This window comes from Delftia sp. 11MD (assembly GCF_050907895.1).
Lineage (GTDB): Bacteria > Pseudomonadota > Gammaproteobacteria > Burkholderiales > Burkholderiaceae_C > Comamonas > Comamonas tsuruhatensis.
Genome location: NZ_CP194333.1, coordinates 1,441,618 through 1,459,958 on the forward strand (window position 1 = coordinate 1,441,618; position 18,341 = coordinate 1,459,958).

16 protein-coding genes and 3 tRNA genes are annotated in these 18,341 nt (G+C 65.4%); 11 read left to right on the forward strand and 8 right to left on the reverse strand.

Features of this window, described 5'->3' with window-relative positions:
* Positions 1-17: 17 nt before the first annotated feature.
* The 6 genes from rpsP (at position 18) to ACRSCF_RS06545 (ending at position 4,122) form a co-directional block, all read left to right on the forward strand.
* Positions 18-272: a 30S ribosomal protein S16 gene (gene rpsP, locus ACRSCF_RS06520; protein ID WP_012207143.1), complete on the forward strand. Its 255-nt coding sequence runs from the start codon at positions 18-20 to the stop codon at positions 270-272.
* A 132-nt stretch (positions 273-404) separates the two neighbouring features.
* On the forward strand, positions 405-974 hold the full coding sequence (rimM, locus tag ACRSCF_RS06525; RefSeq protein WP_013800928.1) for a ribosome maturation factor RimM: 570 nt from the start codon (positions 405-407) through the stop codon (positions 972-974).
* A gap of 12 nt (positions 975-986) precedes the next feature.
* The gene (gene trmD, locus ACRSCF_RS06530) at positions 987-1,757 is read left to right on the forward strand and encodes a tRNA (guanosine(37)-N1)-methyltransferase TrmD (RefSeq protein WP_034364112.1); all 771 of its coding nucleotides are present in this window, start codon (positions 987-989) and stop codon (positions 1,755-1,757) included.
* A gap of 110 nt (positions 1,758-1,867) precedes the next feature.
* The gene (gene rplS / locus ACRSCF_RS06535; RefSeq protein ID WP_013800930.1) at positions 1,868-2,248 is read left to right on the forward strand and encodes a 50S ribosomal protein L19; all 381 of its coding nucleotides are present in this window, start codon (positions 1,868-1,870) and stop codon (positions 2,246-2,248) included.
* A gap of 87 nt (positions 2,249-2,335) precedes the next feature.
* Positions 2,336-3,064: a CoA pyrophosphatase gene (locus ACRSCF_RS06540; protein ID WP_034364114.1), complete on the forward strand. Its 729-nt coding sequence runs from the start codon at positions 2,336-2,338 to the stop codon at positions 3,062-3,064.
* Positions 3,065-3,132: 68 nt separating this feature from the next.
* The gene (locus ACRSCF_RS06545; RefSeq protein ID WP_026062341.1) at positions 3,133-4,122 is read left to right on the forward strand and encodes a CobD/CbiB family protein; all 990 of its coding nucleotides are present in this window, start codon (positions 3,133-3,135) and stop codon (positions 4,120-4,122) included.
* 91 nt (positions 4,123-4,213) lie between these two features.
* On the opposite strand, the gene rsgA is transcribed toward ACRSCF_RS06545, so the two are convergent.
* The 3 genes from rsgA to ACRSCF_RS06560 are packed head-to-tail and all read right to left on the reverse strand — an operon-like array spanning position 4,214 to position 6,851.
* On the reverse strand, positions 4,214-5,182 hold the full coding sequence (gene rsgA, locus ACRSCF_RS06550; RefSeq protein WP_016445787.1) for a ribosome small subunit-dependent GTPase A: 969 nt from the start codon (positions 5,180-5,182) through the stop codon (positions 4,214-4,216).
* A gap of 18 nt (positions 5,183-5,200) precedes the next feature.
* Positions 5,201-5,533 carry a 4a-hydroxytetrahydrobiopterin dehydratase gene (locus ACRSCF_RS06555; protein ID WP_016445788.1) on the reverse strand — a complete coding sequence of 111 codons (333 nt, stop codon included), beginning with the start codon at positions 5,531-5,533 and terminating at the stop codon, positions 5,201-5,203.
* Positions 5,534-5,549: 16 nt separating this feature from the next.
* Positions 5,550-6,851, reverse strand: a complete 1,302-nt coding sequence (locus ACRSCF_RS06560) for a M48 family metallopeptidase (protein WP_034366313.1) — start codon at positions 6,849-6,851, stop codon at positions 5,550-5,552.
* Positions 6,852-6,881: 30 nt separating this feature from the next.
* Between ACRSCF_RS06560 and orn the strand changes: the two genes are divergently transcribed.
* The 3 genes from orn to ACRSCF_RS06575 all read left to right on the forward strand — a co-directional run bounded on the left by orn (position 6,882) and on the right by ACRSCF_RS06575 (position 11,489).
* Entirely contained in the window at positions 6,882-7,487 is a 606-nt protein-coding gene (orn, locus tag ACRSCF_RS06565; protein WP_244387882.1) for an oligoribonuclease, read from the forward strand.
* Positions 7,488-7,817: 330 nt separating this feature from the next.
* Positions 7,818-9,869 (forward strand): DEAD/DEAH box helicase, encoded by a 2,052-nt coding sequence (locus ACRSCF_RS06570; protein WP_016445791.1) that lies wholly within the window; start codon positions 7,818-7,820, stop codon positions 9,867-9,869.
* Positions 9,870-10,019: 150 nt separating this feature from the next.
* Positions 10,020-11,489: a sensor domain-containing diguanylate cyclase gene (locus ACRSCF_RS06575; RefSeq protein WP_016451114.1), complete on the forward strand. Its 1,470-nt coding sequence runs from the start codon at positions 10,020-10,022 to the stop codon at positions 11,487-11,489.
* A 28-nt stretch (positions 11,490-11,517) separates the two neighbouring features.
* Here ACRSCF_RS06575 and ACRSCF_RS06580 read toward each other — a convergent pair whose 3' ends face one another.
* Positions 11,518-12,750: a multidrug effflux MFS transporter gene (locus tag ACRSCF_RS06580; protein WP_016445793.1), complete on the reverse strand. Its 1,233-nt coding sequence runs from the start codon at positions 12,748-12,750 to the stop codon at positions 11,518-11,520.
* Between the two features lie 267 nt (positions 12,751-13,017).
* Here ACRSCF_RS06580 and ACRSCF_RS06585 point away from each other — a divergent pair, with 267 nt between their 5' ends.
* Positions 13,018-14,016, forward strand: coding sequence for a TRAP transporter substrate-binding protein (locus ACRSCF_RS06585; RefSeq protein ID WP_244387883.1), 999 nt, complete (start codon positions 13,018-13,020; stop codon positions 14,014-14,016).
* Positions 14,017-14,052: 36 nt separating this feature from the next.
* Here the strand turns inward: ACRSCF_RS06585 and ACRSCF_RS06590 are convergent.
* From ACRSCF_RS06590 to ACRSCF_RS06605, 4 genes are all read right to left on the reverse strand, one after another.
* Positions 14,053-14,128: transfer RNA gene (locus ACRSCF_RS06590), tRNA-Lys, on the reverse strand.
* A 47-nt stretch (positions 14,129-14,175) separates the two neighbouring features.
* Positions 14,176-14,251 (reverse strand) — tRNA-Lys (locus tag ACRSCF_RS06595).
* A gap of 55 nt (positions 14,252-14,306) precedes the next feature.
* Positions 14,307-14,382 (reverse strand) — tRNA-Lys (locus tag ACRSCF_RS06600).
* Between the two features lie 178 nt (positions 14,383-14,560).
* Complete coding sequence (locus tag ACRSCF_RS06605; RefSeq protein ID WP_016445795.1) at positions 14,561-15,538, reverse strand: GMP reductase; 978 nt, start codon at positions 15,536-15,538, stop codon at positions 14,561-14,563.
* A gap of 318 nt (positions 15,539-15,856) precedes the next feature.
* Between ACRSCF_RS06605 and ACRSCF_RS06610 the strand changes: the two genes are divergently transcribed.
* Complete coding sequence (locus ACRSCF_RS06610) at positions 15,857-18,325, forward strand: UvrD-helicase domain-containing protein (protein WP_034366354.1); 2,469 nt, start codon at positions 15,857-15,859, stop codon at positions 18,323-18,325.
* The last annotated feature ends 16 nt before the right edge of the window (positions 18,326-18,341 follow it).

Below are 18,341 nucleotides of genomic sequence, written 5' to 3' on the forward strand. Positions count from 1 at the left end.
CCACCCGAAGGAAAATCATGGTCGTCATTCGACTCTCTCGCGGCGGTTCCAAAGCCCGTCCTTTCTACAACATCGTTGCCGCCGACAAGCGCGTGCGCCGCGATGGTTCGTTCATCGAACGCCTGGGCTTCTACAACCCCAACGCCCGTGGCGGCGAAGAGGGTCTGCGCGTTGCTCTGGACCGCGTGAACTACTGGAAGGGCGTTGGCGCGCAGGCTTCCGAGACCGCAGAGCGCCTGATCAAGCAGGCCACCCAGAAGACTGCTGCCTAATTCAGCATCCCTTCTGAAATCGGGTTCCGTTGGCTTGTCTGACGGAGCCCGTTTTTGTTTTCCCCTCCGGATCGCCTTGCACGGATCTGCAACGATCTGCATTGACTGTCCATCTACTGCCTACCGACTGCCATGAGCCACATGCCTGAACTCGAAGCCAGCGTCCTGCCCGCCGATGCCGTGGAGGTCGGGCGTATCGCCGATGCCTGGGGCATCAAGGGCTGGTTCAAGGTGGCCGCCTTCAGTGCCGACCCCGAGGCCCTGTTCACCGCAAAGCAGTGGTATCTGCAGCCCCCCGAGAAGGGTGCGCGGCAGTTCACCGGTACGGTGCTGCTGCCGGTCAAGCAGGCGCGCGTCCACTCCGATTCCGTCGTCGCCACCTCGCCTGTCGTGAACGACCGCAATACCGCCGAGGCCCTGCGTGGCGCGCGCATCTTCGTGGCGCGCAGCGATTTCCCGCAGCCCGAGGATGGCGAGTATTACTGGGTCGATCTGCTGGGCCTGTCCGTGGTCAACCGCGAGGGCGTGGCCCTGGGCGTCGTCCGCGACCTGCTGTCCACCGGTCCGCAGACCGTGCTGGTGCTGGCCTATGAAGAGGATGGCAAGGAGCGCGAGCGCATGATTCCCTTTGTCGATGCCTATGTGGACAAGGTGGATCTGCCGGGCAAGACCATCGTTGCCGACTGGCAGCCCGACTATTGATCGCCGACCTCCATGCGCTTCGACATCATCACGCTGTTCCCCGAGCTGTTCACGCCGTTTCTTGAAAGCGGCGTCACGCGCCGTGCCTATGCCTCGGGCCAGGTTGGCGTGCACCTGTGGAATCCGCGCGACCATGCCCAGGGCAACTACCGGCGCGTGGACGATCGCCCCTTTGGCGGCGGTCCGGGCATGGTGATGATGGCCGAGCCGCTGCAGCGCTGCCTGGAGGCGGCCCGGCAGGCGCGCCGCGAGGCCGGCGAGCCCGAGCCGGCTCCCGTGGTGCTGTTCTCGCCGATCGGCACCACGCTGCGCCATGCCGTGGTGGCCGACTGGGCGCAGGGGCAGGGCGCAATCTTGCTGTGCGGCCGCTACGAGGGCCTGGACCAGCGCTTCATCGATACCCATGTCACCCACCAGTTGAGCCTGGGCGACTTCGTGCTTTCTGGCGGCGAGATCGCTGCCATGGCCCTGCTGGATGCCGTCGCGCGGCTGCAGCCCGGCGTGCTCAATGACGAAGGCAGTTTCCAGCAGGACAGCTTCAATCCGGCGCTAGACGGCCTGCTCGATTGCCCGCACTACACCCGCCCCGAAGTCTGGGAAGGGCGGGAAGTGCCGGCGCCACTGTTGTCCGGCCACCACGCGCAGATCGAGCGCTGGCGCCGCGACCAGCGCCTGTCCATCACGGCCAGGCACCGGCCCGAGCTGATAGAGCAGGCGCGCGCCCAGGGCCTGCTCAACGCCAAGGACGAGGGGTTTTTGGCAAAAAACGTCTCCGGGCTATAATCCACGATTCTTCGATCCTCTATCCGGCCGCTGCTACGAACAAAGCAGCCATGGCGCCAATCCCGGCGCTTGCCAATCCTGGCGCGGACAAGATCGATTGGATGTTGACCATGAATCTGATCCAGATCCTCGAGCAAGAGGAAATCGCCCGTCTGAACAAGACCATCCCCCAGTTCGCCCCCGGTGACACCGTCATCGTGAGCGTGAATGTGGTCGAAGGCAGCCGCAAGCGCGTGCAGGCTTACGAAGGCGTGGTGATCGCCAAGCGCAACCGTGGCCTGAACAGCGGCTTCACCGTGCGCAAGATCTCCAGCGGTGAAGGCGTGGAGCGTACGTTCCAGACCTACTCGCCCCTGATCGCCGGCATCGAAGTCAAGCGTCGCGGTGATGTGCGTCGTGCCAAGCTGTACTACCTGCGCGAGCGCAGCGGCAAGTCGGCCCGCATCAAGGAAAAGCTGCCGTCGCGTGTCAAGGTTTCTGCCGAAGCCTAAGCACCTGCGTCACAGCTGGAAAGCCGCTACAGTCGCCTGTAGCGGCTTTTTTGTTGTCCGGCCGTTGCCCATCACAAGCCTTCATTCGTGTCCTCTCTGCCCGATACCGCCATTCCCGTGCCGACCGGCGGGCCAGTGCCCGCAGCCGTGCCGTCGATCGCCGACCCGCGCATGGCGCAACTGATTGGCAAGGACAGCCACCTGCCTGCCGTGCCCCCCGAAGCCCGCACGCCCGAGGCCCTGCGCCAGCGCTTTGCGCTGCCGCCCCAGTGGGCTCCCGAGGTGGTGCGCGAGAAGCGCTTCAGCGATCGCCAGCCCACCGATGCCGCTGTGCTCGTGCCCATCGTGATGCGCCCCGAACCCACGGTGCTGCTGACCGAACGCACGGCCCATCTGTCCACCCATTCGGGCCAGGTGGCCTTTCCGGGTGGCAAGCGCGATCCTGAGGATGTGTCTGCCCAGGCCACGGCCCTGCGCGAGGCGCAGGAGGAAGTCGGGCTTGCTGCCGGCGATGTGGAAGTGTTGGGCACCCTGCCCATCTACACCACGGGCACGGCCTTTCTGATCACGCCGGTGGTGGCCCTGGTCGATCCCCGGGCGCGCCTGCATCCCAATCCCTACGAGGTGGCGGACGTGTTCGAGGTGCCGCTGTCCTTTTTGCTCGATCCTGCCAACCATGAGCGCCACGCCATGGTCTGGAACGGCGTGCCGCGCGAATGGTTTGCCATGCCCTACCAGGATGGAGACCGCCAGCGCTACATCTGGGGCGCCACGGCCGGCATGCTGCGCAATCTTTACCGATTCCTGTCGGCCTGATGCCCGGATGGGGTGCCGTGCCACCCCGGGGTCACGGGCCTGCCCGCATGCGCCAGTATGATGGCCGGATGAGTTTCTTTGCCATTCTGATCGCCTTGCTGATCGAGCAGGCGCGCCCCCTGACGCCGGCCAACCTGGTGCACACAGGCTACAGGGCCTGGACGGTTTCGGTGCGCCGCAACTTCGATGCCGGCCAGGCGCACCACGGCTGGCTGGCCTGGACCGTGGCGGTGGCGCTGCCCTGCGTGCTGGTGACAGGCATCTATCTGCTGCTGCTGTGGGGCGTGGGCTGGCCGCTGGCCATGGTCTGGAATGTGGCCGTGCTCTACGTCACGCTGGGCTTTCGCCAGTTCAGCCACCACTTCACGCGCATCCGCGATGCGCTGGATGCAGGTGACGAGTACGCGGCGCGCGAAGCCCTCGCCCACTGGCAGCAGGTGGACGCCAGCGAAGTGCCCCGCAGCGAGGTGGTGCGCCATGTGATCGAGTACTCGGTGCTGGCCGCGCATCGCCATGTGTTTGGCGTGCTGTTCTGGTTCTCTGCACTGGCGGCGCTGGGCCTGGGTCCGCTGGGTGCCGTGTTCTACCGCATGACCGAGCACCTGTCGCGCTCCTGGTCGCGCAAGGGCCTGCTGGGTGGCAGCCAGGTCAGTGTCCAGTTGCAGCACGCCTCACGGTTGGCCTGGACCGTGATCGACTGGCTGCCCGCACGGCTGACGGCTCTTTCCTTTGCCGTGGTCGGCAGTTTCGAGGAGGCCATCGAGGGCTGGCGCTTCCATGCCCAGCGCTTTCCCAACGACAACGACGGCGTGATCCTGGCCGCCACCTCGGGCGCCATCAACGTGCGCCTGGGCGGCGAGGCACTCAAGCGCCGCGAGGGCATCTCGGTGACCCGTGACGACGGCGAGGAGATCGACCTCGACGTGGACAGCGAAGCCACGCCGGGCCGTGAGCCCGAGATCGGCCACCTGCGCAGCGTGGTCGGCCTGGTCTGGCGCTCGGTCGTGGTCTGGCTGCTGCTGCTGGCGCTGCTGTCGCTGGCGCGCCTGTTGGGCTGAGTGCGCAGCCTGCGGGCGAGCCCTGGATGACGCCCCTTTGGAGGCGTCGTTTCCTTCCTCCCGGAGCGGCCCCGTGGCGTTTGGGGGAGGCTCAATACTTCGTGGCCTGACTCAACTCATCAAACAGCTCGGCATAGATGCAGTACCGGTTGGCACTGATGTCATGGTCGGCGTCCATGCCGTGTTCCTCATCCTCCACGCGCGGCATGACCGCGCATCCGGGCTCGTGCAGGTGGGTGCAGTTGTAGAACTTGCATTCCTGCGCATGGGCGCCGATGTCGGGCATGCAGCGGGGCAGGTCGGTGGGTTCGATGTGGCGCAGGCCGAACTCCTGGAAGCCCGGCGAGTCGATCAGGGCTGTCGTGCGCTCCTCGTCCATCCAGTACCAGCTGGTCGTGGTGGTCGTGTGCTTGCCGGAGTTCAGTGCCTGCGAGATCTCGTTGGTGGCCGCGCGCGCGCCGGGGACCAGCAGGTTGATCAGGGTGCTCTTTCCCGAGCCGGAAGGGCCCAGCACCAGCGTGGCCTTGCCCTTGAGGTGCTTCATCAGCAGCTGCCGATCGGCCTCGCCCTCATTGGCCAGCGACAGCGATAGCACCTCGTAGTGCGGCTTTTCCTGGCCCAGGTACATCTCGCGATAAGGCTCCAGGCGCTCCCAGGCGTCGGCAAAGGGCTCGGCCAGGTCACGCTTGTTGAGGGCAATCAGGGGCTTGATGTGGGTGGCTTCGGCAGTGATCAGGGCGCGGGCCAGCTGGCTTTCGGAGAAGACCGGCTCGGCGGCGATCAGGATCAGCACCTGGTCGATGTTGGCTGCAAAGGACTTGGTGCGTATCTCGTCCTGCCGGTAGAACAGGTTGCGCCGCTCCAGCACCTTTTCTATGGTGCCTTCCTCCCCCTGGCCTGGGGGCGGAAGTTGCCAGCGCACGCGGTCGCCCACCACGGTCTGGCTCTTCTTGCCGCGCGGGTGGCAGATGTGGCGCGAGCCGTCTTCGGTCTCGACCACGCAATGGCGGCCATGGCTGGAGACGACCAGGCCTTCGTGCAGTGCGGAGCGCTCAGCCATGGGTCAGCGGGGTGCGATTCATGGGCGCGCCAGCAACGCATCGATGCGGCGTGCGCACTCGATGTCGGTGGACGAGATGCCGTTCACGTCATGCGTGTTCAGGCGTACACCGCAGCGGCCGTAGCTGACGGTCAGGTCGGGATGGTGGTCCTGCTGGTGGGCGATCAGGGCCAGCGCATTCACGAAGGCCATGGTCTCGTAGTAGTTGGCGAAGGCGTAGCTCTTGGCGATGGCATCGCCATCGAGCTGCCAGCCCGGCAGGGCGGCCAGTGCGGTGTGCAGTTCGTCGGAAGTCAGCGCGCGGCGCTGCTGGTTGGACCAGTCCTGTTGTTGCAAGCGTTGTGTGCTCATGGTGAGTGCGTATGGTTCAGGTCGGAGAGGGCATGCGCGCCAGCCGGGCGAGGGCGGGCGGATGCGAGTAGTAGAAGCCCACGTACCAGGGATCGGGCGTGAGCGTTGAAGCATTGTCCTCGTACAGCTTGAGCAGTGCCGAGGCCAGGTGGGCGCCGCTGGCCTGTTGCATGGCGTAGGCATCGGCTTCGAACTCGTCGCGGCGCGACAGGGCCGAGAACAGCGGGGTGACAAAGAAGCTGAACACCGGCACGGCCAGCAGGAACAGCAGCAGCGCCACGGCCTCGTTGCCGGCGCCGATGCCGCTGTGTCCCAGCGCAAGGTCCAGACCCGGACGCACGCCCAGGCCCAGGTAGAACCACAGCTGCTGCGACAGCCAGCCCAGCAGCGCAAAGCCCGCCAGGCTGGCGGCAAACATCAGCAGCATGCGCTTGAGGATGTGGCGGTGCTTGAAATGGCCCAGCTCATGCGCGAGCACGGCCTCCACCTCGTCGGCGTCCAGCTGCTTGAGCAAGGTGTCGAAGAACACCACGCGCTTGGAGTGGCCGAAGCCCGTGAAATAGGCATTGGCATGTGCCGAGCGGCGGCTGCCGTCCATCACGAACAGGCCCTTGGCCGTGAAGCCGCAGCGCTGCATCAGTGCGCTCACGCGCTCCTTGAGCGGGCCGTCCTCCAGCGGATCGAACTTGTTGAACAGCGGTGCGATGAAGGTCGGGAAGATCCACATCAGCAGCAGGTTGAAGCCCGTCCAGACGGCCCATGCCCAGAGCCACCACAGGTCGCCGGCCGAACCCATGAGCCACAGGATCAGCGCCGCAATCGGAAGGCCGATGGCTGCGCCCATGGCCGTGGACTTGGCGGCATCGGCCAGCCACAGCCGCAGCGTCATCTGGTTGAAGCCGAAGCGCTGCTCCAGCACAAAGGTCTGGTAGAGCGACAGCGGCAGCTCCACCAGGCCGGAGATCAGTGCAAAGCTGGCCAGCAGCGCCAATTGCTGCCACAGGCCGGCGCCCATCCATTCCAGCAACTGCTGGTTGAGTGCATCCAGCCCGCCCAGCAGCGTCCATGCGAGCAGCACCACGGCGCCCAGCGTCATGTCGATCAGGGCAACGCGTGCCTTCGCCAGTGTGTAGTCGGCGGCCTTCTGGTGGGCGGCCAGGCTGATGCGCTGCGCAAAGGCCTCGGGCACCTGCGCTCTGTGGCCTGCCACATGGCGAACCTGGCGCGAGGCCAGCCAGGCGCGCAGCAGCCACTGGGCCAGCACGGCTGCGGCAAACAGCAGGGAAAGCGTCGAGGAAAAATCGGGGTTGAAGACCATGTGGCCGCAGTGTAGGCGACAATTTGGGCCATGTCCGAAGCCTCCAGCGCCTGCATTCCCGTCCCCGCCGAAGCCGGCACGCCCGTCACCCTGAGCAAATCCGATCTCAATCTCGTCTGGCTCGACTGCGAGATGACCGGGCTGCAGCCCGACACCGATCGCATCATCGAGATCGCCGTGGTCGTCACCAGCCCGGACCTTGCCACGCGCATCGAGGGTCCTGTGTTCGCCATCCATCAAAGCGATGCCCTGCTCGACGGCATGGACGCCTGGAACAAGGGCACGCACGGCAGGAGCGGCCTGATCGAGCGCGTCAAGGCATCGACCACCACCGAGGCCGATGCGGAAGCCGCGCTGATCAAGTTCCTGGCGCAGTACGTTCCCAAGGGCAAGGCGCCGCTGTGCGGCAACAGCATTGGCCAGGACCGGCGCTTCATGGAGCGCTACATGCCCAAGCTCAACGACTTCTTTCACTACCGCAACGTTGATGTCAGCACCCTCAAGGAACTGGCCAGGCGCTGGAAGCCCGATGCCTACGCATCCTTCAAGAAGGCCCAGCGCCACACGGCGCTGGCCGATGTGCATGAATCCATCGATGAGCTGGCGCACTATCGCGCACGCCTGCTGAGCGTCTAGCGCCCGGAGCCGGGCCCTCCGGCCATTTTTGTGCAGGGGGCTTGCGGGAAAACCCCAGGAGTGCGACAATCTACAGCTTGCCTCCATCAACAAGGGGCAATTTGCACATCTCCATCACACAAGGGCTCCTGCGCTGTGTGTCTGAGGTCGATGTCCACAGACCTCCATGAAGGCTTTCATGGATGGCGGGACCATCGGTTTCGGACCAGCCGAAAACGCCCATCCGCCCTTTTGCGAAGGGCCGGTCAAGTCTGACGGTGGATGTTGACCCAACCGTCGAGAAAAGCGTGGCAGATCGCTGACTGCGCGTGCTTTTCGTTAGAGCCATTCATGAACGACATCTCTCAAGAGCAGGGCATCATTGCCGCTGCCGATTCCTCTTTTGCTTGCGCTGCCCAAGCCTCTTCCGTGCTGGACGCCGCCGTTGCCGGTGCCGAGCAGGCCGCCGAGTCGCAGGCCGCTGCTGAAACCGTCGAGGGCGCCGAAGCCGCCCAGGCAGCTCCCGAACTCCCCAACGCCTTCGTCGAGCTGGGCCTGGCTGAAGAGCTGGTCCGCGCCGTTGCCGATCTGGGCTACACCCAGCCCACGGCCGTGCAGGCGCAAGCCATTCCCCTGGCCATGGGCAGTGGTGATCAGGCCTTCATCGACCTGATGGTTTCCAGCCAGACCGGCTCGGGCAAGACCGCCGCCTTCCTGTTGCCCGTGCTGCACACGCTGATCCAGCAAAAGGCTGACGAGGAAGCCGCCATCCGTGCCGAATATGACCGCCAGTGCGCCGAGGCCACTGCCAGCGGCCAGCCCACGCCCAAGCGCAACAAGCGCAAGGACCCCACCAATCCCCGCAACTTCAAGGCGGCCGTTCCCGGCGCCCTGATCCTGTGCCCCACGCGCGAGCTGGCTCAGCAGGTGGCGCATGACGCCATCGAACTGGTCAAGCACTGCCGTGGCATCCGCATTGCCAACGTGGTGGGCGGCATGCCCTACCAGCTGCAGATTGCCAAGCTGCAGAACGCCAACCTCGTGGTGGCCACGCCTGGCCGTCTGCTGGACCTGCAGCGCTCGATGCAGATCAAGCTCGACCAGGTGCAGTTCCTGGTGGTCGACGAGGCCGACCGCATGCTGGACCTGGGCTTCTCGGACGATCTGGCCGAAGTCAACGACCTGACGGCCCAGCGCAAGCAGACCATGATGTTCAGCGCCACCTTCGCGCCCCGCATCCAGCAGCTGGCCATGCGCGTGATGCATGACGGCGGATCGGGCGTGAAGAAGGTCACCATCGACACGCCCCAGGAAAAGCACGCCAACATCAAGCAAGTGCTGTTCTGGGCCGACAACTCCCAGCACAAGCGCAAGCTGCTGGACCACTGGCTGCGCGACACCACCATCAACCAGGCCATCGTCTTCGCATCGACCCAGGTCGAGTGCGACGGCCTGGCCAACGACCTGCAGCAGGACGGCTTCTCGGCCGTGGCGCTGCACGGCGCCCTGAGCCAGGGCCTGCGCAACCGCCGCCTGATGGCGCTGCGCAGCGGCCAGGTGCAGGTGCTGGTGGCGACCGATGTGGCGGCACGCGGCATTGACGTGCCCTCCATCACCCACGTCTTCAACTACGGCCTGCCCATGAAGGCCGAGGACTACACCCACCGCATCGGCCGCACGGGTCGTGCCGGTCGCGAAGGCGTGGCCGTGACGTTCGCGGAATTCCGTGACCGCCGCCGCATTTTCGATATCGAAGGCTACAGCCGTCAGCAATTCAAGGCCGAGGTGATTCCTGGTCTCGAGCCTGCACAGCGCGCACCCAGCGGCAACGAAGGCCGTGGCGGCCGTCGTGGCGGCGGCTTTGAAGGCCGTGGTGGTGATCGCCGAGGCTCCGCCGGCGGTGGTCGTGGTGGTTTCGGTGGCGACCGCGGCTTCGGCGGTGGTGACCGCGAGCGCAGCTTTGGTGATCGCGGTGGCGACCGTGGCTTCGGCCCCCGCCGTGATTCGGAAGGCTATGGCCGCAAGGCTGGCTTCGGCAGCTTCGGTGGCGGCCAGCGTGAAGGCGGCTTCGGCCAGGGTCAGCGCGAAGGCGGCTTTGGCCAGGGCCAGCGCGAAGGTGGCTACAGCCAGGCTCCGCGTGAAGGCGGCTTTGGCCGTGGCGGCGAAGGCCGTGGCTTCGGCGGCGACCGTGGCGCTGCGCGCGGCGGCGACCGTCGTGAGGGTGCTCCCCGCGATGGCGGCCACCGCGATGGCGGCTTCCGTGGTGCATCCGGTGAATCGCGTGGCTTCGGCGGTGAATCCCGCGGCGGCTTCGGCGGTGGTGAGCGCCGTCCGGCCTTTGGCAAGAGCGCTCCCAAGCCTTACTCGCCCCAGGGCGGCGATCGCAAGCGCGCCGTGCGCTGATCGATTCCGGCTTTGCATGCAGACCGGCCCTTCGGGGCCGGTTTTTTTTGGGCAATCCGCCTGCCTGCCTGGCGCTGCCTGTGTTCGTGGCGCAGAACCTGCTGTCTGGCGGGCTCTGCGACTGCCATAATCGCGGCGCGGAGGTGCCCTGTGGAGTCTTTGATCGCGTCCAGTGTGGATTTTGAGCACATGTTCGAACTGGCCCCCGTCTCGCTATGGCTGGAGGACTACAGCGCGCTCAAGCGCCTGCTCGACCAGTGGCGAGCACAGGGCGTGACCGATCTGCAGGCGCATTTTTCTGCCCATCCGCAGGCACTGCAGCAGTGCAGTGCCGCGCTCAGGGTGGTTCGCGTCAACCAGCGCACGCTGGACCTGTTCGGCGCCGCGGACCAGCAGACCTTTCTCGACAGCCTGGGCCAGGTGTTCCGTGACGACATGCATGCCGGCCTGGCCTGCGAGCTGCAGGAGCTTTGGAAGGGCTCGCCGACTTTTGCCAACCGCACCGCCAACTACACGCTGGACGGGCGCCGGCTGGACGTGCAGATCCGTGGCCGCATCCTGCCCGGCCATGAGGAGCTTTGGGACTGCGTGCTGGTGTCGCTGGAAGACGTGACGGCCGAGATGCGCAGCACGCGGCAGCTGCACCGCAGCGAGCAGTACTCGCGCGACCTGTTCGAGTACTCGCCCGTGTCGCTGTGGGTCGAGGACTTCAGCTCCATCAAGCGCCTGCTCGACGATGTGCGCGCCCAGGGCATCAGCGATTTCGCCACCTTCCTCAAGGTGCATCCGGAATTCATCTCGCGCTGCATGCAGGAGATTCGCGTCATCGACGTGAACCGCCAGACGCTGCGCATGTTCGGTGCCACCGACAAGCTGCAGCTGCTGAGCCGGCTGGGCCGCATCTTCCGCGATGAAATGATCGACTCCTTTGCCGATCAACTGCAGGACCTGTGGAACGGCAAGCTCGTGCAGCACCGCGAAGTGGTGAACTACGCGCTGTCGGGCGACACGCTGCACATCCACATGCAGCTGGCCGTGCTGGACGGCCATGCGGACGACTGGGGGCTGGTGCTGCTGTCCCTGGTGGATATCACGGCTCGCAAGAAGGCCGAGGCCTATCTGGAATACCTGGGCAAGCACGACGTGCTCACCCAACTGCGCAACCGCGCCTTCTATATCGAGGAATTGAACCGCCTGGCGCGCAAGGGGCCGTGGCCGCTGGCCGTGATCGCCATCGACATGAATGGTCTCAAGGAGGCCAATGACGAGCATGGCCATGCCGCAGGCGACGACATGCTTCGCCGCGTGGGCGAAGTGCTGACCAAGGCCGTGGATGCGCCCGCTTGTGCGGCACGCGTGGGCGGCGACGAATTCATGGTGCTGCTGCCAGCCTCGGACGAGCGCGGCGCCGAAGCCGTCAAGGAGCGCATCCTGTCCCTGCTGGAGCTCAACAACCAGTTCTATCCGGGTCAGCTGGTCAGCCTGTCCATGGGCGTGGCCTGTTGCAACGAGGGCAGCCAGCTGGAGGCCACCGTGTCACGCGCGGACCAGGCCATGTATGCCGAAAAGGCGCGCTACTACAAGGAAAAAATGCTGGACCGCCGCGCGGGCCGGGCATAGACGCCCGGGATCCCGGGAGCAGTGGGCTTCAGGCCTCCGAGGCATGCCGCCCGATTTCGGGCCAGCGGTGATGCAGGTAGATCCACGACGCCAGCCCGATCAGCATCATGCTGATCGAGCCCAGGGCCAGCAGCACCGTCGAATGCATCACCAGCGGCGCCAGCACGCCGGCCACGATGCCATTGGCCGTGGAGCCCACCACGGCCTGCAGCGATGAGGCCAGGCCGCGCCGCTCGGGATGGATGTCCAGCACCAGCAAGGTCACGACGGGCACCATCATGGCCCAGCCGAAGGCGAACACACCCACGGGAATCAACGCCCAGCTCACATGGGCAGGCCAGATCAGGTTGGCAACCAGGTTGACGATGGACACCACGAACATGATCACGAAGCCGTGGCGGATCTGGTGCTTGGGTGGAATGCGCCCGGCCAGCCGGCCGCTCACCCAGGCGCCGCCCATGATGCCCGAGATCGAAATCACGAAGAACCAGAAGAACTGCTGCGGCTGCAGGTGCAGCAGGTCGCCCAGGAAGGCGGGGGCCGACAGCACGTACAAAAACATGCCGTTGAAGGGCACGCCGCTGGCAAAGGCCAGCAGCACAAAGCGCGGATCGCTGCACAGCGCCTTGTAGCCCTGCATCAGTGGCTTGAACCGGAAGGGCTGGCGCTGCGCCTGCGGCAGAGACTCGGGCAGAAAGCGCCAGTTGATGCTCCACAGCAGCACGCCCACCAGCGTCAGGAACCAGAATACGGCCGCCCAGCCCAGGTGCACGAACAGCCAGCCGCCCAGCACCGGCGCCAGCGCCGGGGCAATGCCGAAGAAGATGGTGATCTGGGCCATCACGCGCTGGGCCTGGGCAGGCGGAAACAGGTCGCGCACCACGGCGCGCGACACCACGATGCCGGCGCCCGTGGACAGTCCCTGCAGCGCCCGGAACAGCACCAGCTGCGTGATGTTCTGCGACAGCGCGCAGCCTGCCGAGGCCAGCGTGAACACGGCCAGTCCCCATAGCACCACGGGGCGGCGGCCAAAGCTGTCGGCCATGGCGCCATGGAAAAGGTTCATGAAGGCAAAGCCGAACAGATAGGCCGACAGCGTCTGCTGCATCTGCAGCGGCGTGGCGTTCAAGGCCTGGGCGATGCCCGAGAAGGCCGGGATGTAGGTATCGATCGAGAACGGCCCCAGCATGCCCAGGATGGCAAGCAGGACGGCCAGGGCCCAGCGCGGGCCCTGCCAGAGCGGGGAAACATTTTGTGGCATGCAGGCGAGGCGGTTGTGCGCTGCAGGCGGGCCACAGGCGCAGAAGAGGGCCGCACACTCATGCGTCTGCGGCAGGGTGACACTGTAGCGGCTTGGCTGGAATCCGGTGTGACGGATGGCTTGGCGAATGACCTGTGCGATGGAATGGATCGATAGTTTGTATCTAAATGATATAAATATCGATAGAATTTATCTTTTCCGCCCGCATGCACAGGTCCGCCGTCGGGTGGATGGCATGGTTCTGGGCGCTTTCGCCAAGGATCTTTCATGACTGTTTCTCGCCGCACGTTGATATCAGGCCTGGCTCCGGCCGCGTTGCAACTGACCGCCGGCGCTGCCTGGTCCAAGGGCCACCGGCTGCAGCTGTCGGCGGCCTATGGCGATGGCATCTTCCACACGCAGAACCTGCGCAATTTCGCGGCACGCGTGGGTGCCGACACCCGGCAGTCGCTGGAGATCGAGGTGGTGTCCGGCTCGGCGCTCAAGCCCATGGCGCAGGTGCTGCCTGCGCTCAAGCGCAATGACCTCCAGTTCGGCGAAGTGCTCATGACGTCCTGTGCGGATATCCACCCGCTGCTGGCCATGGACTCGCTGCCTTTCATGGTGCGTGGCTTTGACGAGGCCGCGCGCCTGTGGCAGTTGACCCGCCCCGTGCTGCAGGAGTTCTTGCTGGCCCAGCAGGGCGCGCGCCTGCTGTTTGCCGTGCCCTGGCCGGCGCAGGGTCTCCTGAGTCGGCGCCCGGTCCACAGCATCGCGGATCTCAAGGGCCTCAGGCTGCGTGTGCAAAGCGATGCGACCAAGCGGTTGGCCGAGCTCTGGGGGGCGCAGCCGGTGGTGATTGCCGCAGGCGATCTGGGTGCCGTCGTGGAGCAAGGTGGTATCGATGCCATGATTACCTCCAGCGCCACGGGCGCCGACATCCAGGCCTGGAAGGCCATGAAGGTGTTTCTGGATATCAAGGCCTGGATTCCCAAGAACATGCTTTGCGTCAGCGAACTTGCCTGGAGGGGCTTCACCGAGCCCGAGCGCCAGGCCATCGGCCGCGCTACCGAGTCGGCTGAAAAAGAGGGCTGGGCGCTGGCCCAGCAGGCCGATGAGCTGGGCAAGAAGATCCTTGCCGACAACAAGGTGTCCGTGGCCGCGCCTTCGGCGGATCTGCGCCACATGCTGGATTTGGTGGGCGAGCGCTTTGGTCGCGAGTGGGTGGCCAAGGCCGGCAGCAGCAATATGTCGGTGCTGATGGAGTACAACAAGAAAAGGCACTGAGCGCCGGTGCGCTGAGTGCCTTTTTCGGGGTGTTGGTGGTGGGCCCTGAGTGATTCGAACACTCGACCAACGGATTAAGAGTCCGCTGCTCTACCAGCTGAGCTAAGAGCCCCACGTATTTCTGCGTGGCTGCCTGAAGAGATCAGGCAAAGGAATTCTTGGTGGGCCCTGAGTGATTCGAACACTCGACCAACGGATTAAGAGTCCGCTGCTCTACCAGCTGAGCTAAGAGCCCCCTCGGGTATTCCGAAGGAATCAGCCTGGATGAATCCAGGCTGAAAAGGAATTTTTGGTGGGCCCTGAGTGATTCGAACACTCGACCAACGGATTAAGAGTCCGCTGCTCTACCAGCTGAGCTAAGAGCCCCAAAAACAAGTCTGCGCTGCAAACGAGACCGCAATTATGCGGCATTTTTGGCATGCTTGCAGGAAGACACGCCAATTTTTTGGTTCATGGCGCGATCTCGGCATGCGCGGCCTGCGTGACGTCGGGAACGCAGGCACAAAAAAAGGCGGCCGAAGCCGCCTTGCCTTGGTGTCTGCGCTTACATCAGCAGATGTTCGCCTGCGTTGTCACCGCCCAGGATCACGTAGTTGACCTTGCGGATGTCCATCAGCTTCTTGCCGCCCGAGTAGCTGATGGAGCTTTGCACATCCTGCTCCATCTCGATCAGGGTGTCGGCCAGAAGTCCCTTGACGGGCTCGAGGATGCGCTTGCCTTCGACGTGCTTGTATTCGCCCTTGTTGAAGTCCGAGGCCGAGCCGTAGTACTCCTTGAAGCGCTGGCCGTTTTCCTCGACCGTCTGGCCCGGCGATTCCTCATGGCCCGCGAACAGCGAGCCGATCATCACCATGGTGGCGCCAAAGCGCACGCTCTTGGCGATGTCGCCGTGGCTGCGGATGCCGCCGTCGGCAATGATGGGCTTGGTGGCCACGCGCGCGCACCACTTGAGCGCCGACAGCTGCCAGCCGCCCGTGCCGAAGCCCGTCTTGAGCTTGGTGATGCAGACCTTGCCGGGGCCGATGCCGACCTTGGTCGCGTCGGCGCCCCAGTTCTCGAGGTCGATCACGGCTTCGGGCGTGCCCACGTTGCCGGCGATCACGAAGGACTTGGGCAGCTTTTCCTTGAGGTAGCCGATCATGTTCTTCACGCTGTCGGCATGGCCGTGGGCGATGTCGATGGTGATGTATTCAGGGCACAGGCCTTCGGCGACGAAGCGGTCCACGGTGTCGTAGTCGGGCTTCTTGACGCCCAGCGAGATGGAGGCGAAGCAGCCCTTGCCCTGCATCTCGCGCACGAACTGCACGTTGTCCAGGTCAAAGCGGTGCATCACGTAGAAGTAGCCGTTGCGGGCCAGCCAGGTGCAGATGCTTTCATCCACCACCGTCTTCATGTTGGCCGGCACGGCCGGGATGCGGAAGGACCGACCGCCCAGCTCCACGCTGGCATCACACTCCGAGCGGCTTTCCACGCGGCACTTGCGCGGCAGCAGCAGGATGTTGTCGTAGTCGAAGATTTCCATTTGATTCCAAGCTCCATGAAAGGTCGCGGCAGGAACATCCCTCCGCGATGGGGCGCTTGGCTTGGAGGCCGGTCTTGCGGGCGGCGCGGGCGGGCCGCGTCGCCAGGGCGGCTGTGGCCCGGGCACAAAAAACCGGACCGCAAGAAACTTGGGCCCGGTGATTGATTCTATACGTTGCCGGCGGCGGGCCTGGGCGCCCTGTCGATATAGCGGTTATAGCAATGGCGTTATGGACCGGGAAGATGCGCTGCATGTGTCGAATGCGGGAAATGCAGCATGGCTTTCCCCGCAGGCCAGGGCGCTTCCTACAATGCCGGGATGTTCCCGATCGATCTGCTCGACGGCGCCTCCGGTGCCGCACCCGCCTCCAACTCCCCTTTGCTGGCCAACCTCAACGAGGAGCAGCTCGCTGCCGTCACGCTGCCGGCCGGCCATGCGCTGATCCTGGCCGGCGCCGGCTCGGGCAAGACGCGGGTGCTGACCACGCGCATCGCCTGGCTGCTGCAGACGGGCCAGGCCACGCCGGGCTCCATCCTGGCCGTGACCTTCACCAACAAGGCGGCCAAGGAAATGCTGGCGCGCCTGTCGACCATGCTGCCCTACAACGTGCGCGGCATGTGGATTGGCACCTTCCACGGCCTGTGCAACCGGCTGCTGCGTGCCCACCACCAGGCGGCAGGGCTGTCGTCCACCTTCCAGATCCTGGACACGCAGGACCAGCTGTCGGCCGTCAAGCGCCTGTGCAAGCAGTTCAACGTGGACGACGAGCGCTTCCCGCCCAAGCAGCTGCAGTACTTCATTGCCGGCTGCAAGGAAGAGGGCATGCGCCCCGGCGACGTGGTGGCCAATGACCCGGACACGCGCAAGAAGGTCGAGATCTACCAGCTCTACGAGGAGCAGTGCCAGCGCGAAGGCGTGGTCGATTTCGGCGAGCTGATGCTGCGCTCCTTCGAGCTGCTGCGCGACGACGCCGCGCTGCGCGCCCACTATCAGCGGCGCTTTCGCCACATCATGGTCGACGAGTTCCAGGACACGAACAAGCTGCAGTACCAGTGGCTCAAGCAATTGGCGGGCGACGTGGTGGATGGCCGCCTGCAGGCCCTGGGCAGCGTGATCGCCGTGGGCGACGACGACCAGAGCATCTACGCCTTTCGCGGTGCGCGCGTGGGCAACATGCAGGACTTCGTGCGCGAGTTCGATGTGCGCCAGCAGATCAAGCTGGAGCAGAACTACCGCTCCTACAGCAACATCCTGGACTGCGCCAACGCGCTCATCAGCCACAACAGCCAGCGCCTGGGCAAGAACCTGCGCACCACCCAGGGCCCGGGCGAGCCCGTGCGCATCTACGAGGCGCCCACCGACATGGCCGAGGCGCAGTGGATGGTCGAGGAAATCCAGCAGCTCGTGAAAAAGGACGGCTGGCAGCGCCAGGAAATCGCCGTGCTCTACCGCAGCAATGCGCAAAGCCGGGTGATCGAATCGCAGCTGTTCAATGCCGCCATTCCCTACCGCGTGTACGGCGGGCTGCGCTTTTTCGAGCGCGCCGAAATCAAGCATGCGCTGGCCTACCTGCGCCTGCTGGAGAACCCGCACGACGACACCAGCTTTTTGCGCGTGGTGAACTTCCCACCGCGCGGCATCGGCGCGCGCAGCGTGGAGACGCTGCAGGACGCGGCGCGCAGCGCGGGCTGCTCGCTGCACGATGCCGTCTCGGCGGTGCCGGGCGCGCCGGGCGCCAAGCTCGCAGGCTTTGTCGCCAAGATCGACGTGCTGCGCGAGCAGACCCAGGGCCGCACGCTGCGCGAGATCATCGAGGCCATCGAGGAAGAAAGCGGCCTGCTCGAGCACTACCGCAACGAAAAGGAAGGCGCCGACCGCATCGAGAACCTGCAGGAACTCGTGAACGCGGCCGAGAGCTTTGTCACCCAGGAAGGCTTTGGCCGCGATGCCGTGGCCCTGCCGCTGGACGAGCACGACGGCGCCAGGGCGCTGACGCAAAGCCCCGCCAGCCAGGGCCTGGACCCTGCGCTGCCGCTGCTGGACACGCCGCTCACGCCGCCGGCCGGCACCGTGGCCGGCATGGTCGATGCCGATACCGGCGAGACCCTGTCGCCGCTGGCCGCCTTCCTGACGCACGCGGCGCTGGAGGCTGGCGACAACCAGGCCCAGGCAGGCCAGGACGCCGTGCAGCTGATGACCGTGCATGCCTCCAAGGGCCTGGAGTTCGACGCCGTCTTCATCGGCGGCGTGGAGGAGGGCCTGTTCCCGCACGAGAACGCCATGATGGACCGAGGCGGCCTGGAGGAAGAACGCCGCCTGGCCTATGTGGCCATCACCCGCGCGCGCAAGCGCCTGTACCTGAGCCATTCGCAGACGCGCATGCTGCACGGGCAGACGCGCTACAACGTCAAGAGCCGCTTCTTCGACGAGCTGCCTGAAGAGGCGCTCAAGTGGATCACGCCGAAGCAGGGCGGCTTTGGCAGCTACGCGCCCCGCCCCGGTGGCGGCGGTGGTAGCGGCTATGGCTCACGCGATCGCGGCGGCTTCGGCAGCAAGGCCGAAGGCTGGCGCAGCGAGGTCTTCGCCAGCCCGCCCGTGCCGCCGCAAAAGGCCGACCCGGGCCACGGCCTGCGCGTGGGCCTGAACGTGTTCCACAACAAGTTCGGCGAAGGCAAGGTGCTGGCCCTGGAAGGCACGGGCGACGACGCGCGTGCCCAGGTCAGCTTTGGGCGCCACGGCACGAAGTGGCTGGCGCTGTCCATTGCCAAGCTCACGGTCGTGGAGTGAGGGCCGGGCCGTCGTG